The following is a 15,365-nucleotide window of genomic DNA, read 5'->3' as shown; positions in this document are numbered from 1 at the left end:
ACAGTCGGGGGCCTCAGACCGCGATCTCGTGAGGGTGGACGGCGGCACCTGCCTGGGCCTTGGCCGGAACAAAATTGTTCTCGAAGAAGCGCAGCCAGTTGCCGCCCATGATCGCGGCGACCTCCTGGGCGCCGAAACCCACGCCGTGCAGGCCCGCCTCGATGTTGTGGAAGTCGCGGTTGTCGCGGAACCAGGCCGGCTGGTCGGGGAAGCCCGGTTGCGCCTTGGAGCCTTCGCCGTAGTCGACATCCAGGGTCCAGCGGCCGACGCGCATCCAGTCCACCACGCTGTTGGGCTGGTCCTGGCACAGGTCGGAACCCAGGCCCAGGTGCTCGACGCCCATCAGCTCGGCGGTGCGCGCGATCATTTCGCAGAAGCTCTGCACGCTGCAGGCGCTCTTGTCCTTGAGGTGGTGCGGGTACAGCGAGAAACCGAACATGCCACCGCTCTGGCCCAGGGCCTTGAGCACGGTGTCGGACTTGTTGCGCAGCGCCGCGTGCCAGAACGCCGGGTTGGCGTGGGTGATGGCGATCGGGCGCTCGGAGTACTCGATGGCTTGCAGGGTCGAGCGTTCGGCGGAGTGGGACATGTCCACCACCAGGCCGACCCGGTTCATCTCCCGTACCACCTGCTTGCCCATGCGGGTCAGGCCCGGGTCTTCCTGTTCATAGCAACCGGTGGCCAGCAGCGACTGGTTGTTGTAGGTCAGCTGCATGAAGCGTGCGCCGAGGCTGTGCACCACTTCCACCAGGCCGATGTCGTCCTCGATGGGCGAGGGGTTCTGGAAACCGAAGAAGATCGCCGTGCGCCCGGTCTGCCGTGCCAGGGCGATGTCGCTGGCCCACTTGCCGTGCAGGATCAGGTGCGAGTAGCGCTGGAACCTGCGGTTCCAGGCTTCGATATTGGCCACCATTTCGCGGAAGGTCTCGTGGTAGGCGATGGTCACGTGGACCGCATCGACGCCGCCTTCGCGCATCTGCTGGAAGATCTTTTCCGACCAGTTGTCGTACTGCATGGCATCGATGCGCGGGCCGCGGCTGGCGAAGGTCTGGGGCAGGCTCATAGTGGCGCCCCCGCGGCGATGTAGCCGGTCTTAACGTGGGTGTAGAACTCCACCGCCGAGCGCCCCTGCTCGCGCGGGCCGTAGCTGGAGTCGCCACGGCCGCCGAAAGGCACGTGGTAGTCGGTGCCGGCGGTGGGCAGGTTGACCATCACGCAGCCGACCCGGGCATTGCGGCGAAAGTGGCTGGCGCGGGCCAGGGAGCGGGTCATGATGCCGGCGGTGAGGCCGAAGCGGGTGTCGTTGACCAGGCTCAGGGCCTCTTCGTAGCTGCCGGCCTTGATCACGCAGGCGATGGGCGCGAACAGCTCTTCGCGGTTGATGCGCATGGCATTGCTGCCGCCAATGAACAGCGCCGGTGCCTGGTAGTAACCGGGGCTTTCCAGCTCCAGGCGCTGGCCGCCGGTGAGCAGTTCGGCGCCTTCCTGCTGGCCCAGTTGCAGGTTCGCCAGGTTGGCCTCCAGCTGTGCGGCGCTGGCTACTGGGCCGATCTGGGTGCCGGCTTCCAGGGCGTGGCCGACCTTGAGCGCCTGGGTTGCCGCCAGCAGTTTTTCCACGAAGGCATCGTGGATGCCTTCATGCACGATCAACCGCGAGGAGGCGGTGCACTTCTGCCCGGTACCGCCAAAGGCGCCATTCACCGCGCAGCTCACCGCCAGGTCGAGGTCAGCGTCGTCCATCACTGCCAGGGCGTTTTTCGAGCCCATTTCCAGTTGCACCTTGGTCAGGTTGGCGGCGGCCGAGGCGGCGATGCCCTTGCCCACGTCCACCGAGCCGGTGAAGGAAATGGCGCTGATGCCCGGGTGCTCGATCAGCGCCTGGCCGATCTCGGAACCGGCGCCCATCACTAGGTTGAACAGGCCCACGGGCAAGTCCTGGCGGGCGATGATCTCGCTGAGAATCACCGCGCTGGCCGGGGTCAGGTTGGCCGGCTTCCACACCACGGCGTTGCCGAAGGCCAGGGCCGGGGCGATCTTCCAGCAGGCGGTGGCCATGGGGAAATTCCACGGCGAAATGATCGCCACCACGCCGATGGGTTCACGGCGGATATCGATCTCGATGCCGTCGCGCACCGAGTCGGCGGTCTGCCCCAACTGGCGCAGGGTTTCCGCAGCGTAGTAGGTGAAGAACTGCCCGGCGCGGTACACCTCGCCAGCACCTTCGGCCATGGGCTTGCCTTCTTCCCGGGACAGGGTCCTGCCGATTTCCGCAGAGCGCTGCATCAGCTCCTGACCGATGGCCATCAGCACCTTGTAGCGTTGTTCGAGGCCGCTGCGGGCCCAGATTCGCTGGGCCTCGCTGGCGGCGGCAATGGCACTGTCCAACTGCGCCCGGGAGGCCTGGGCGTAGAGGCCGATCAGGTCGCGGGTGTCGGACGGGTTGCGGTTCTCGATCTCGCTGGCGCCCTTGAGCCATTGGCCGGCGATGTAGTTGTGATGGTTGTCGCTCATGAAATCCTCCAGGGCGGCACGCCAGGCGGGGCGTTGCCTTTGTGCGGTTCTGGGAGGATTATGAGTCGGCCTTGTATTAAGTAAATCTAATAAATTTTAAGGTTGTTTAAGTAAAATTTAAGCTATGCCTTTGCCAGCAGGACGCGCCGCCATGAGCATCAAGATCTCCAATTTGCAGTTTTTCGTCGCGGTGGCCACCAGCCAGAGCCTGACCCAGGCTGCCCAGCGCCTGCACCGCACACCGGCAGCAGTGTCGCTGTCGCTCAAGCAACTGGAAGAGGAACTGGGCGGCGCCTTGTTCGAAGGCGAGCGCAAGAACCAGCTCAGCCCCCTGGGGCGTTTCGTGCTGCTGGAAGCCCAGCGCGAACTGGCGCATTTCGACCGCACCATCAGCACCATCAAGACCTACGCCAAGGCCGAGACTGGCCTGGTGCGGGTGGCGGCGGTGCCGTCCTTCGCCATCACTCTGCTGCCACCGCTGCTCAAGCAATTCCATGAACAGCACCCGCAGTTCCACCTGGATATCCGCGACATGGATTCCGAGCGAGTGGTGCAAGCGGTGCTCAGCGGCGACGTGGACATTGGCATCGGCACCGTACCGGCGAGCATCCCCAACATCGATCAGGACTTCCTGTTCTCCGACGCCTTCTGCGTGGTCTGCGCCAGCGACAATCCCCTCAACCGCCTGGCGCGCCCGCTGCGCTGGAGCGACCTGGACGGGCAGAACTTCATCAACAGTGGCTTGGGCGCCGAGATCAACGCCGCCGAGTTCCGGCACATCCGCGACCACTCGACCCTCAGCGTCAGAAACACCACCTCCTTGCTGGCGCTGGTGGCCCAGGGCATGGGCGTGACCTTGCTACCGGAACTGCTCAGCCGTTCGGCAGCGGGGGACCAGCTGAATTTCCTGCGCCTGGAAGACCAGCGCATCGTGCGCTCGGTGAGCGTGATCACCGCCCCGCGAGAGACGTTGAACCATGCGTCCTATACCTTCTTGAAGGCGCTCAAGGGCAGTCGGTTTGCTTGAGCGGGCCGCTCCTACGGCACCGGGCTTGACTCAAGGCACCTGGGATGACTCCCGGGTGCCTGCTCCATCGAGCGATGCCTACGCCACCACCACCCGCCGTGGTCGCAGCCAGCCGATCACCACCGCGGCAATCAGCAGGAACCCCAGGTAGCCGAAGAACGGATAGACCTGCCCCACCAAACTGATAAAACCCACCAGGCTGCCGACAAACGCCAGGGCGCCGGCGGCGATGGAGCCGAGGCGGAACTGTCGGGTGCCCGCTGGAAACAGCCGCGCAGAAAAGGAGTACAGGGTGCCCACGGCGGTGTTGAGGATCATGCAGAAGATGATCAGCGCCATCAGCAGCCCCAGGACCGGGGATACTTCGCTGGCGATCGACAGCATGGGCATCGGCAGGTCCGCCACGCTGTCCAGGCGCGACAGCAGGCCGAGGCTCATCACCAGCATCAGCAGGCCCAGCAGCGCACCACCGAAAATGCCGCCCCACATCGCCTGTTTTTCGCCCTTGGCCGCGCCGCCCATGATCGCCAGGATCGGCACCCCGGCCACGATGTTGTAGGACACGTAGAGCAAGGCGCCCAGCAGCCAGTGGCTGGCGCCGGCTTCTTGTTTGGCCGCCAGTTGATTGAGTTCGCCGAAGCTCAGGTCGCGGGTCGCGGCGCCATACAGGGCCACGCCCACCGCGGTGATGATCAGGAAGGGCGTCACCGCGCCGATCATGCCGATGACCTTGTGCACGTCCAGGCACACGATGGCGACCACGATCAGGGTCACCAGCACGCTGCCGGCAATGGCGGGAATGCCGAATTGCTGTTCCAGCAGGGCACCGCCGCCGGCCAGCATCACCACGGTCACGGCGAACATGAAGAAGGTGATCATCAGGTCCACCAGGGCTCCCAGGTGTTTGCCGCACAGGGCCTGCACCACGTCCTTGTGCGACGCCGCTCGCAGGCGGCTGCCCATGCTGGCCAGGGCCATGCCGAGGAAGGTGAACAGCGCCGCGCTGACCACCGCACCCGCCAGGCCCCAGGCGCCGAAGTCGACGAACATCAACAGCAGTTCACGACCGGAGGCGAACCCCGCGCCGACAATCACACCGACGAAGGCGCCGGCGATCTTCAGACTTTCTTTCATGACGATTAGCCTCGATTTTTTGTTGTTATGTGGGGTGGACCACCACATTCATGGCTGTGGCGGCCCTGGGCATCGCACTTGAGGGCTGGGGCGGGTGACTCAGTTTTCGCCGACCCAGGCCTGGACTTCGATCTCGACATCGACCCCCAGCGCCAGTTGGGCGCTGACGGTGGAACGCACCGGGAAACCGTTCTTGAAGTGGCGCTGGTAGACCTCGTTGAAACCGGCGAAGTGCTGCATGTCGGTGAGCCAGACAGTGCTCTTCACCACCTGGTCGAAGCTGGCACCGCATTCGGCCAGGGTCTCGCCGATGCGCGCCAGGGCGGCTTCGGTCTGCACGCGGATGTCGCCGTGCACCACTTCGCCTTCGGCGCTCATGGGCACCTGGCCGGAGAGGAACAGGAAGCCGCCGACCCGGATCGCCCGGGAGAAGGGGTAGGGCAGGTGGCTGGGGTAACGCTGGATGTCATTGGACATGGCAAGGGCCTCGTGGGCTGGGTGGGTTAACGCAAGCGAGCGGGGGCCAGGGCCTGGGCATCGACGCCCTGGCTCAGCAGTTCTTCGGGGACCGGTTGCCCCAGCAGCAGGGCGCAGGCCAGTTGCGAGACGCCGGCCGCCGACTGGATGCCGTAGCCGCCCTGGGCGGCGAGCCAGAAAAAGCCTTCGCAGCTGTCGTCCCAGCCCACCACCAGATCGCCGTCGGCGACGAAGGAGCGCAGGCCGGCCCAGCTGTGGCGCGGGCGGCGGATGCTCAGGGAGGTGACGTTCTCGATGTGGTAGATGCCGGTGGCGATGTCCAGCTCTTCGGGCATCACGTCCTGGGGCGGCACCGGGTCGGCATTGGCCGGGGAGCCGAGCAACTGGCCGGCGTCGGGCTTGAAGTAGAAGCTTTCGTCGATGCCGATCACCGCCGGCCAGCGGCTGAAGTCTTCATCCGGTGGGCCATCGAAGGTGAAGGCGCTGCGCCGGCAGGGTTGCAGGCCGATGGGGGCCACGCCGCACAGCTGGGCCACGTCATCGACCCAGGCGCCGGCAGCGTTCACCAGATTGCGCGCCTGCAGTGCGCGGCCATCACTGAGTGTGAGGTTCCAGTGGCGGTCTTCGCGGCTGGCCTCGACGATCTGTATGTCGCACTCCAGCAGCCCACCGGCGCGGCGCATGGCCCGCAGGAATCCCTGGTGCAGGGCGTGCACGTCCAGGTCCTGGGCGGCGGTTTCCAGCATCGCCCCGGCGACCGCGTCGGGGCGCAGGCAGGGCACCAGGGCCCGGGCCTGCTCGGCCGTGATCAGGCGCACATTGGCGGAACGGGCGCGGGTTTCATCGTAGGTCTGCTGCAATTGGTCCAGCTGTTCCTCGCTGGCCACGTACAGACAGCCACGGGGTTCCATCAACGGGTGTTCGCAGAAACCTTGCGGCGGCCGCTGGTAGAAAGCCCGGCTGGCGCGGGTCAGGGCCTGGATCTGCGGGGTGCCGTAGGCCTCCATGAACATCGCTGCCGAGCGCCCGGTGGCGTGATAGCCCGGCTGCGATTCACGTTCCAGCACCAGCACGCTGGCCTGCCCGGCCAGGCGATAGGCCAGGGAAGCACCGGCAATACCGGCGCCGATGATGACGAAGTCGAAGCATTGGGTGTCGTGCATGCCGGGGTTCCTGGATCGCTGGGAAATGACAGGGGTCAAAATTCTCACATACGAGAAATGTAAGATATGAGAATTTTCCAGTCAACCCGGGGTCATGGGTTAATATTTCGCCACGTGCCCCGGCTAGCGTCGCGGTTGCCCTTATTTGCCAGACAGAGAGCCTCAATGAGTTCCGACCGAGCCCAGCCCGCCTCGAGCTCCCACGCCCATCCACTGATCGACCGGACCCAGGTTGGCGCACGCCTGCGGACCATTCGTAAAAACCAGAAGCTGACCCTCAAACAGCTCTCGGAACGCTCCGGCGTGGCGCTGTCGACCCTGTCGAAAATGGAGCTGGCCCAGGTCTCGGTCAGCTACGAAAAACTCGCCGCAGCAGCCCGCGCCCTGGGCGTCGACATCGCCCGGCTGTTCACCCCCGCGCCGAACCTGATCCAGACCGGCGGCGCCCAGGTGCAACCGACCGTGGTCAGCACCACCATCGCCGACGCCCCCGGCTACAGCACCGGCAATTACGACTATCACCCCATGGCCGGCGACTTTCCCGGGCGCAGCATGACCCCCATGTACGCGCGGATTTTCGCCCGCGAGCTGCAGCAGTTCGAGGACTACATCCGCCACCCGGGGCAGGAATTTGCCCTGGTGCTGTCGGGGCGTGTGCGAATCCAGTTCGAGACCGGAGAAGCTGTAAGCATTGGCCCGCAGGAGACTGCCTACTTCAACAGCAGCATTGGCCATATCTACCTGGCGGAAGGGGATGAGGATGCGGAAGTGATGGTGGTGATGTCGGAGCGCTGAAGCCCCTGATCATCCTCTGCGCCCTCCTGAGCCATAAGCGGTTGGAGTTGAAGGTAATTAGAACTGTTGTGCAAAGCTTGGATTGTATTTGGCGCAGTTCAAATCCTGATCCTCGCCAGCATATCTTCGCCGTCTGCATCCATACCAACCTCGACAAACCCGAAACTGGAGTAGAACCCTTTAGCTACGATGTTGTTGGGGTTGTAGCAGATTTCAATTTCTTCCAAATCCGCGATCTGTTTTATTTCATGTAGGGCGAGGCCCAGCGCTACTCTACCGATGGATTTTCGCTGATGTTCTTTGTCCACCATAAAGCGCCAGATAGAAACTTTGCCTTTTGACTCTTGCACCCACATAAAGAAGCCTACAGGCTCTCCATCCGCGATGATGGCGCGTGTGAAGTAACCTGGGTTGTACGCAGCCTCAACGAGCGACCAGGTATTACTTGCCACGTAGTCTTCCTGCTCTTCAGTAACCTCCAGTTCACAAATCGCTTCATAGTTTTTTTGCGTTACTTGGGTAAGTGAGATTTTCATAAGTCTCCTGAACTGGGGTGTTGATAAGGCTCAATTAACTTTCACGGGCATTCAGTTCCTCCTGCGCCTTCGCCAGCAGCGCGGCGCTGTCCTGCGGCAGGCTTCGCACTCTAGCTGTTGCAGTTCGCGGCAGTTCTGGGGCGGCGGGGGATTCCGGTTAGCTCTCCGTGCAGTTCCAAGTAAGGTTTGAACTCCTCTGCGGCGTTCGTGCGGTATACGTCGTCACCAGGCTGCGTCCGTCGGTCGTTGCCGCCGTACACCGGGATCTTCGGTTTGTGCCCTTACTCTTTCGTATGGTCCAGCCATTCTTGGTAGGTGATACGGCTAATGTGTTCTGTCCGATAGTCTTGGAGGAACTGGTTGTATTTGTTTTCTTCCGTGTGATGAAAGCGAAAGCCACACTTGGATTGAGCAGCATAGGACTGGATGTTGTTGGCGAAGTAACCACACCAAAGTGCTTTGAGATTCAGGTTTTCAAAGGCGTGTCGCATCACTTCACGTACTGCTTCCGGAGTCAGGCCTTTGCCCCAGTACGGCACACCGATCCAGTAGGCGATTTCCCCTTCCTGCTCACTGATTTCAAAATTGCTGTTGCTGCCTATGAGAATGCCCACACAACCAACAGCACGGCGATTTTCCTTCAGTTCGACCGCGTACACCTCGGGGTGATTGAAGACCGTACGGATGATGTCGGCACTGTTCTCCACACTGGTATGGGGGGGCCAGCCAGCGATAGGGCCGACTCGGGCGTCTTTGGCATATTCGTATAGATCAGCGGCGTCTGTGTCCTGCCAGGGTCGCAGCAAGAGTCGTTCTGTTTTAAGTGTCATGCCCTGTACTCGTAATAGATTGATTCGTTCAGGACAGAGTATTGGGAGGCATATCATCGGTACACGTCAGTACCTCGGCTTTTTCGGTACTTTTAGAAACAGCTGCGCCAAGCGGTGATAGGATTTTGGCTCTTGTTTGTTGTAGCGCTGGGTCACTATGCATCACATTCCGAAACTTTCCGCTCCTGACGACTCGATGCGGATGGGAGAAACCACGCTAGCGGAAGGGCAAGGTTTACCGCTCTCCTTCGGTCACGCTTACTTGACGCTGCTGGTATGCCTCTGCGGTAGTGCCCACTTCACACTTAACTTCAAAGAGCATGCGGTTAGGCGTGGTGGTGTGATGCTGCTGGCTGAGGACACTATTGCCTTGCTCAAACGTCGCTCGCGCCGCTTCAAGGTGTTTTTCTGCCTTATGCCGAAAAGTTTTGCCGCGGAGGTTGCCTACCCGCTACCCAATACCTTGTTCGTATTTCTGCATGACCATCCTCATTGCATTCCATCCAAGGACGACATGCCGCTGATAGAGAGCTGGGTGACGCAGATGCGGAACATTGCGCAGACCTGTCCCACCTACCAACGCATCATGTTGCGCAATCAGCTGCAGAACCTCTTTCTGAAAATAGCCGAGCAACTTCCAGCCAACCAGATAGAAAACAGGGGATTCAGCCGGAAGGAAATGCTCAGTTGGCGCTTCTGGGAATTGATAGGCAAACATTGTGTGCGCCACAGAGATGTGAAGTTCTACGCCGACGCACTGAATATCACGCCGTTCTACCTGTCGCAGTTGACCAAAGCGTTTTTCAATGACACTCCCAAGGGCCTGATCGATCGGCAGGTAACCTTGGAGATCAAGGCTCTTCTTTCATACAGTGACTTGGCTATTGGCCGTGTGGCCGACGAATTGAACTTCGTCGACGCGTCTTACTTGTGTCGCTACTTCAAGCGCCAAACGGGAATTTCGCTCTCCCGTTATCGTAAGCACAAGAGAGAGGAGAGGGAGCAGGACTGACCTGCGGTCGAAATGGAGGAGGGAAGGCGCACTATGGAAAAGGTTTCCCTCCTGGATATAACACTGATTCCAGCGCGTGATCGGTTGTCCATAGGACGAGCTGACCCTCAAACAGCTCTCGGAACGCTCCGGCGTGGCGCTGTCGACCCTGTCGAAAATGGAACTGGCCCAGGTCTCGGTCAGCTACGCAAAACTTGCCGCCGCAGCCCGCGCCCTGGGTGTCGACATCGCTCAACTGTTCACCCCGGCGCCGAACCCGATCCAGACCCGCAGCGCCCAGGTGCAACCGACCGTGGTCAGCACCACCATCGCCGACGCCCCCGGCTATAGCACCGGCAACTACGACTACCACCCCATGGCCGGCGATTTTCCCGGGCGCAGTATGACCCCCATGTACGCGCGGATCTTTGCCCGCGAGCTGCAGCAGTTCGAGGATTACATCCGCCACCCCGGGCAGGAATTCGCCCTGGTGCTGTCGGGCCGCGTGCGGATTCAGTTCAAGACCGGGGAAGCGGTGAGCATTGGCCCACAGGAGACGGCCTACTTCAACAGCAGTGTCGGCCATATCTACCTGGCGGAAGGGGAGGAGGATGCGGAGGTGATGGTGGTGATGTCGGAGCGCTGAAGCCCCTGATCATCAAGCAACAGCGCGGCGGATTGTGCTGCCGCGCCGTGCATTCGTGGCGCGTTCTACTTCAGCGATGGCCTGTGGCGACTGCCATCGAGCAGGGCATCCACCACGGCCCGGGCCATCTCCACCGAGTGCACCAGGGACCAGATCAGGCCGCGCTCGATGCCGCTGCCGCGCTCGGTGATTTCATCGGAGACTTCTTCGGCGCTTTTCAGCAGCAGGGAGACGTGGAGCAGGGCTTCTTCGGCGCTGATGCCGCCGCGTACCGAGAACAAGGAGTCGCGACTTACTGGGGTGCTGATGGTTTTTTTCAGTGACTGGATCAGAGAGGCATCGGCAGGCTGAAGTGACAGTTTTTGCCGGACCTGCTGGTTGGCCAGATCGTGCTCGGGGTTTCTGCCGCGCTGGGCTGCAGTGTGGGGAGGATCGGGGACGAGCTTTTTCATGGCGTAACTCCTAATCGATGGTAGGAGCCTTCACCGTCGCTGCTAAACGATAGGGTGGCGGCCGTTCGCAGGTTAGCAGTACCGGTCGATTAGGAACCCGGCGCACCCGAAGGTGCCCTGCGCACGGCCGCCATAAAGCGGAGCCCAAAAAAAGCGCCACGTAGATGGCGGCGCTGTGCGCCTAATCGATTGCGGGCTGCTAAACCCGGTCACTGTAATGTGCAGTGACGGATCGAGGCTAGCCAGCGGGTACACCAGGCGCAAGCGGCTAGGAGTTTCTAGGAAAGTTCGCACAATAGAAAGAGACTTAACGCTGCTTCGGGGGAACGAAGGCGTGGTCTGTGAGTGCGGGGAGGTGGTGGTTGGCGATGGTGGCGGAACGTTAAGGCCAGAAACAACAAAGCCCGCACAAGGCGGGCTTTGTTGGTGCTTCGTTTGGTGGGCCGGGGGAACCCGCGTCTGACCCTTTTGTTTCGCTGCATCCAAAGAAGAAGCTGTCATTAACGAATGTCGGCGTTTCGTTCTTGCGCTTCCCTTCGGGTGTGCAGGTCATCTATAAAGAGGTAGTTAGCATAAATCACGCTGAACACAGCAGAGCATTGGACGAAGGTGAGGAACATTATTACTGCAACGCTGGCGGCTCTCACTGCATCACGGTACTCCAAGTAAGCAGGAAGTCCTGTAATCAAAAGCTTGCCTAGGTATATTAGCGTTATTGATATTGCAACGGCTCCTGACTCCATGATACTGCCGACAATACTTTCAAGTCGTCGAGTGTCTTGCATTGTGGCCGTAAAGTCAGCGATTTTTATTTTGTCAGGGTCTTGCAGCCTTTTAATCGCGTTTGGGTAGACAAACGCTATCCATATTCCCATGATCGTGAAGACCATCCCCGAGATGGATAAAAGTGTATTGCAGTAATCCTTGAAGTCAGAGTAACTAAACTTCAACTCCTGAAAATATACGGCTACACCTATTATGGTGGCCGTTATAACCATTATTAATAATCTAACCATTCGCTGTGACCTGTTTTTTCAACATGTCTTTCCTGATTGGGCCTAAGTATCTGTCTCTATTTTCCTTAACTCTAGCATAGATCTCGTCGGCGTTGAAAATCGGTTGGTTGTTATCATCCAGAGAGATGTGATCTGTCAGTCGATATTTGCTGGCCCAAACAATAGAGTTTGACTTGTCAAGCACAAAGCCTACGTCCTCCCAAGACTTGGTGTCATGGTCTGCGGCATAGGTCTCGATTATGTGCTCAAGTTCTTCGACAGTGGGCTTTGCTTCTACGCGTAGTTCTACTTGGCGAATTGAGTTATCTTCAGCAGATATATAAGGAACTTCAAAGTTTTTAAAGATTTTCGCGAAGCCCTTTCGTTTGTTTACTTCTTTGATGGATACGGTTTCGCGTCTTACTATTTGAGTTACTTTTCTCGCCAAGTTTTGCATTTCTGCAGAGGACGTAGAAAGAGATTTCATTGATACATCAAATTGAAAATAGTATTTGAATTTATCGTCTGCTATCTCGAAGCGGGTAAAACCCTTCTCGGTTGTGGTTGCGACATATTCAGGTAATGGTACTCGGAAGTTCATGCAGCCACTCACCCAGTCCTGGAACATAGCTGAATCTGTTCTGGAGTTATCGAACTTTATAGAAGCCACAATGTTGAGTTCGGGGATCACCCAGTAGTAACACGGGCGCCCCCAGATCATCTGTTTGTTGCCTTTTGTCTTTGTTTGTTCAACGACCTGTTCGATGGATCCATCAGGATTTATCGTGATGCCATACAGCGGGCCGTGGCGATCTGAATCTCCTTTCCACAACACTAGGAAGAAGTCCCCGTTACTAGTGTCATGGTGAATTGCATGGCAATAACAGTGCGTCTTGTTTTTTTTCTTTGAGGCGTCCCATGGATTTGTTGCTTCGAAGTTTCGATCTTCTTTCCAGCTCTTAAGCTTGGTGAATGTTTCGGCTAGGTCCAAACCGTTTGGGCTTTCACTGAAGTGACGATAGAGTCCGCATTTATTCACACTGAAAAAATTAATGTAGCCACTCTGAAGCATTTCCAAAAGTCCTTTTAGGTGATTTGCCTCAACTTATCATTGGTGGTGGCTATGCGCTATCTTTACAGTCGGCTTTCCGATCAGAGTCGAATCCAAACAGAACCTCTGCTCGATGGCCCGAGTTATCGCCAGCAGAGGCATCCACCGACCATAGACTAATCGGTATGTCCCATTCGCTTGGCCACCCACATCGTTTTCCTGAGCGGCCCATCACCTGCCCAGCGCTCTAGCGTGCGCGGGTTCTGGAAGACTTCGGCGTCAGCCAAGCACGTCTGAGCCTTCAATGCCTCCATTGCAGGCCTTAGCCGCTTCACGCTTCGGCGCCCTGCTGCCGTCTTCGTTGTCTCGACCTTGCCCTTGCTGGCCAGGGTAATTGCCCGGCTCACCATAACCTTCTCGCGTAGCTAGTCGATATCGCTCCAGTCCAGCGCAACTAGTTCACTGGTGCGCAGGACTGTCCACAAAGCGAACATGCATTATGTTGCGAGTCTGGTCGGAGAGGGCGCCCAGCACTGCCTGCTGCTCTCTAGGGCTACATCATCCTTCCTTGAGCGAGTAGGTCCAGCCCGCCAGCGGGTTTACCTCGATCAGCTCCTCATCGGTTGCATCGTCGAGTGCCGATCACAGGCAGCTCTGTATATTGCTGAACGTCTTGTTGCTGACCTCCAGGGTGGCCAGCCAGTCACGCACGTCCTTTCTTTTCAGGTCGACCACCATCTTGTCGCCAAGCGCAGGAACCAACATGAGCTCAACCAGCTTTCGGTAGCCGTCGAGGGTGCTGCTGGAAATGTGCTTTCGCTTCTCTTCCAAACGACGCGATCGACATCAACAACCCGGCACACTGCGCTTGCTGATGCTCAGGATTATCGTGCATGAGAACGGTGGCAACCCCTACACAGATGCTGTGTTCGAGGAGGGCCTGCGCAGTGCTTTAAAGTGAGCGCCGGGGCCTGGTGGGTGGTTGGCATTCTGCTGGCCGTCGTCTTGGTGTTGGTAGTCGGCGCCGTCATGGGTGCCTGGCCTCAAGGCATTACCGGCCGCTACACGACACAGCCCAGACGGATCTGGCCACGGTAAAGGCCGGTCGCGACAACCTGGAGGCTTTGGCGGGCGAACAAGGCAGGAAGCTTGGCGAGTTGGTGCTGGCTAGCCATGAGCGCGAGTGTCGCGCCGCTCAGGCCCAGGCTGACGCCAAGGAGCTGGCCCAGCACGACTACTCGGCTGCGAATCGACTGCTGTAGGAGCGTATTGGCGGTGAGCTGGCACCGGTCGCCAAATCTATCATTGATCAGGGGCTGGGGTTATGAAGTGGTTGCTGGTGGGAATAGTGGCGCTATTGGTCGGGTGTGTATCCCGAGAGCCTGAAGTTCGCAAGAAGACCAACAGCCTGGAGCTAAAGGTGCGTGCGCTGCTGGCAGAGCTCCTGCACCGGATCATTCGGCGCTTAGCAGGCAGCGCAACTTCTCGTCGTCCAGGATGATGTCATGATCATGGCTCAACAGGCTGGCTACCGCCGGAACCAATGGAATTAACTTTGTTTGCCCCGTGGGTTCGGCGTAGTTCTTACCACTGATCCAGAAAGCACACCCGCCACCCAATGATCCGCTTTTATCAAGATATATTTTTGACGGGCTCCCTTTCTTGGTGAGTCGAACGCTGCTGACCCGCGCCAATGTGTAATGGTTCATGTGACCCTGCCCCATGTAAATTATCAGTGAGTCACCGACCTTGGGCGGTGTCTCTATAAAGTGGGAGCGGGTGCTGTCGTCGTCAAAGTTCAATCGGCGTCTGGCAAAAACTATGTCGAAGGGTTCCGAGTGCATTACGACTTCTCCAGATTGATGTCCGTTGTCTGCTTGTCGAGCAGCCATAAAGCTGGCATTACCCAGCCAAAACAATCCATTCAGGCATAAAAAAGGCACTTGCGATGATCGCCAAGTGCCTTTTTTGTACTGCTTCATTTGGTGGAGCCGGGGGGATTTGAACCCCCGTCCGCCAGTACTCCGCTGTCGGTACTACATGCTTAGCCGTGTCTATTGAGTTAACCCTCAGCGACCCGACGGGCAGGGTGCTTTGGGCGAGTTGTGTAAGTTTTAGCCGCTTCGTCCACAACGTACTGCACGGCGATTCTGTTCTATATGACAATCATTTTGGGTTTACAGACATCCCCTGATGATTGCTGGACCCGAAGGTACCAGGGGGGAAGGGCTAAGGCTGCTTACGCAGCGAGAGCGTAATCCCCGTAGGTTTCGTCATTGGCAACTATAGGAAGTTGCAACAGTGGATTTACGAGTTCTGTTACCAACTCGGCATGCACCTAAAGTTTCGCAACCGGCGTCGAATCCTAAACGGCCCCGAACCTGTTGTGCATTACCAACAGGTGGACAGATTCTACGCTAACCGAGGCCAGAAGGCCAACCCGAAGGTTGGCCCAATGCATCGGCCTACTGATCGCCCTTGGTGTTGTTCTGCAATTGCTGGATCGCCTGGGTGGTCAGGGAGATGCAGTTCTTGGTGCCTTCCTCGGTGCCTTTGGCGTGTTCGGCGGTGGCTTGTTGGACCTTGGCGTCGATGTCGCTGCTCAGGTCCGAGCTCATGACTTCGGTGCTGACTTTGGCATCCTTGATCTTTTGCAGGTTGATCTGGCACAGGTCCTCTTGCCCGGCGGCAAAAACCGGGGAGGCCAGCATCGCGGCGGTGATGAACAGTCCAGCCAGTGCAGAACGCTTCATGGTT

17 protein-coding genes and 1 other RNA gene are annotated in these 15,365 nt (G+C 58.9%); 4 read left to right on the top strand and 14 right to left on the bottom strand.

The window, feature by feature from the left end; genetic code table 11:
* Window positions 1-13 precede the first annotated feature (13 nt).
* Both A9971_RS16125 and A9971_RS16120 read right to left on the bottom strand, forming a co-directional pair.
* Window positions 14-1,063 (bottom strand): membrane dipeptidase, encoded by a 1,050-nt coding sequence (locus tag A9971_RS16125; protein WP_183001317.1) that lies wholly within the window; start codon window positions 1,061-1,063, stop codon window positions 14-16.
* Window positions 1,060-2,511: an aldehyde dehydrogenase family protein gene (locus tag A9971_RS16120; RefSeq protein WP_183001318.1), complete on the bottom strand. Its 1,452-nt coding sequence runs from the start codon at window positions 2,509-2,511 to the stop codon at window positions 1,060-1,062. The genes A9971_RS16125 and A9971_RS16120 overlap by 4 nt, the downstream gene beginning before the upstream one ends.
* Before the next feature lie 151 nt (window positions 2,512-2,662).
* Here A9971_RS16120 and A9971_RS16115 point away from each other — a divergent pair, with 151 nt between their 5' ends.
* Window positions 2,663-3,538, top strand: coding sequence for a LysR family transcriptional regulator (locus tag A9971_RS16115; RefSeq protein ID WP_011059166.1), 876 nt, complete (start codon window positions 2,663-2,665; stop codon window positions 3,536-3,538).
* 78 nt (window positions 3,539-3,616) lie between these two features.
* Here the strand turns inward: A9971_RS16115 and A9971_RS16110 are convergent, their stop codons facing one another.
* From A9971_RS16110 to A9971_RS16100, 3 genes are all read right to left on the bottom strand, one after another.
* Complete coding sequence (locus A9971_RS16110; RefSeq protein ID WP_123430054.1) at window positions 3,617-4,672, bottom strand: hypothetical protein; 1,056 nt, start codon at window positions 4,670-4,672, stop codon at window positions 3,617-3,619.
* 99 nt (window positions 4,673-4,771) lie between these two features.
* Window positions 4,772-5,149, bottom strand: coding sequence for a RidA family protein (locus A9971_RS16105; protein ID WP_015634090.1), 378 nt, complete (start codon window positions 5,147-5,149; stop codon window positions 4,772-4,774).
* A gap of 26 nt (window positions 5,150-5,175) precedes the next feature.
* A complete protein-coding gene (locus A9971_RS16100) occupies window positions 5,176-6,312 on the bottom strand; it encodes an FAD-binding oxidoreductase (RefSeq protein WP_183001319.1) in 1,137 nt (378 codons plus the stop codon).
* 165 nt (window positions 6,313-6,477) lie between these two features.
* On the opposite strand from A9971_RS16100, the gene A9971_RS16095 reads away from it, so the two are divergent.
* Entirely contained in the window at window positions 6,478-7,107 is a 630-nt protein-coding gene (locus A9971_RS16095) for a helix-turn-helix domain-containing protein (RefSeq protein WP_011059170.1), read from the top strand.
* A gap of 98 nt (window positions 7,108-7,205) precedes the next feature.
* On the opposite strand, the gene A9971_RS16090 is transcribed toward A9971_RS16095, so the two are convergent.
* Entirely contained in the window at window positions 7,206-7,643 is a 438-nt protein-coding gene (locus A9971_RS16090) for a GNAT family N-acetyltransferase (RefSeq protein WP_053149000.1), read from the bottom strand.
* Window positions 7,644-7,924: 281 nt separating this feature from the next.
* Window positions 7,925-8,473 carry a GNAT family N-acetyltransferase gene (locus A9971_RS16085; protein ID WP_183001320.1) on the bottom strand — a complete coding sequence of 183 codons (549 nt, stop codon included), beginning with the start codon at window positions 8,471-8,473 and terminating at the stop codon, window positions 7,925-7,927.
* A gap of 157 nt (window positions 8,474-8,630) precedes the next feature.
* Between A9971_RS16085 and A9971_RS16080 the strand changes: the two genes are divergently transcribed.
* Both A9971_RS16080 and A9971_RS16075 read left to right on the top strand, forming a co-directional pair.
* Complete coding sequence (locus A9971_RS16080) at window positions 8,631-9,485, top strand: AraC family transcriptional regulator (protein WP_183001321.1); 855 nt, start codon at window positions 8,631-8,633, stop codon at window positions 9,483-9,485.
* A 100-nt stretch (window positions 9,486-9,585) separates the two neighbouring features.
* Window positions 9,586-10,110, top strand: a complete 525-nt coding sequence (locus tag A9971_RS16075) for a cupin domain-containing protein (protein ID WP_161777872.1) — start codon at window positions 9,586-9,588, stop codon at window positions 10,108-10,110.
* 65 nt (window positions 10,111-10,175) lie between these two features.
* Here the strand turns inward: A9971_RS16075 and A9971_RS16070 are convergent, their stop codons facing one another.
* The 7 genes from A9971_RS16070 to A9971_RS16040 form a co-directional block, all read right to left on the bottom strand.
* On the bottom strand, window positions 10,176-10,562 hold the full coding sequence (locus tag A9971_RS16070) for a DUF6124 family protein (RefSeq protein WP_183001322.1): 387 nt from the start codon (window positions 10,560-10,562) through the stop codon (window positions 10,176-10,178).
* Between the two features lie 500 nt (window positions 10,563-11,062).
* The gene (locus tag A9971_RS16065; protein WP_183001323.1) at window positions 11,063-11,578 is read right to left on the bottom strand and encodes a hypothetical protein; all 516 of its coding nucleotides are present in this window, start codon (window positions 11,576-11,578) and stop codon (window positions 11,063-11,065) included.
* On the bottom strand, window positions 11,571-12,629 hold the full coding sequence (locus A9971_RS16060; protein WP_183001324.1) for a hypothetical protein: 1,059 nt from the start codon (window positions 12,627-12,629) through the stop codon (window positions 11,571-11,573). Before A9971_RS16060 ends, A9971_RS16065 begins: the two co-directional genes overlap by 8 nt.
* 621 nt (window positions 12,630-13,250) lie before the next feature.
* Entirely contained in the window at window positions 13,251-13,439 is a 189-nt protein-coding gene (locus A9971_RS32905; RefSeq protein WP_259652355.1) for an N-terminal phage integrase SAM-like domain-containing protein, read from the bottom strand.
* Window positions 13,440-14,062: 623 nt separating this feature from the next.
* Window positions 14,063-14,590 carry a hypothetical protein gene (locus A9971_RS16050; RefSeq protein ID WP_183001325.1) on the bottom strand — a complete coding sequence of 176 codons (528 nt, stop codon included), beginning with the start codon at window positions 14,588-14,590 and terminating at the stop codon, window positions 14,063-14,065.
* Between the two features lies 1 nt (window position 14,591).
* Window positions 14,592-14,985: a transfer-messenger RNA gene (ssrA, locus tag A9971_RS16045) on the bottom strand.
* Between the two features lie 88 nt (window positions 14,986-15,073).
* Window positions 15,074-15,361 carry a hypothetical protein gene (locus A9971_RS16040; RefSeq protein WP_041115918.1) on the bottom strand — a complete coding sequence of 96 codons (288 nt, stop codon included), beginning with the start codon at window positions 15,359-15,361 and terminating at the stop codon, window positions 15,074-15,076.
* Between the last annotated feature and the right edge of the window lie 4 nt (window positions 15,362-15,365).

Origin of the sequence: Pseudomonas sp. UME65, from assembly GCF_014170225.1 — a bacterium.
Classification (GTDB): Bacteria; Pseudomonadota; Gammaproteobacteria; order Pseudomonadales; family Pseudomonadaceae; genus Aquipseudomonas; species Aquipseudomonas protegens.
Note: the sequence above shows the minus strand (reverse complement) of the source record. Positions and strands in the feature narration are given on the sequence as shown.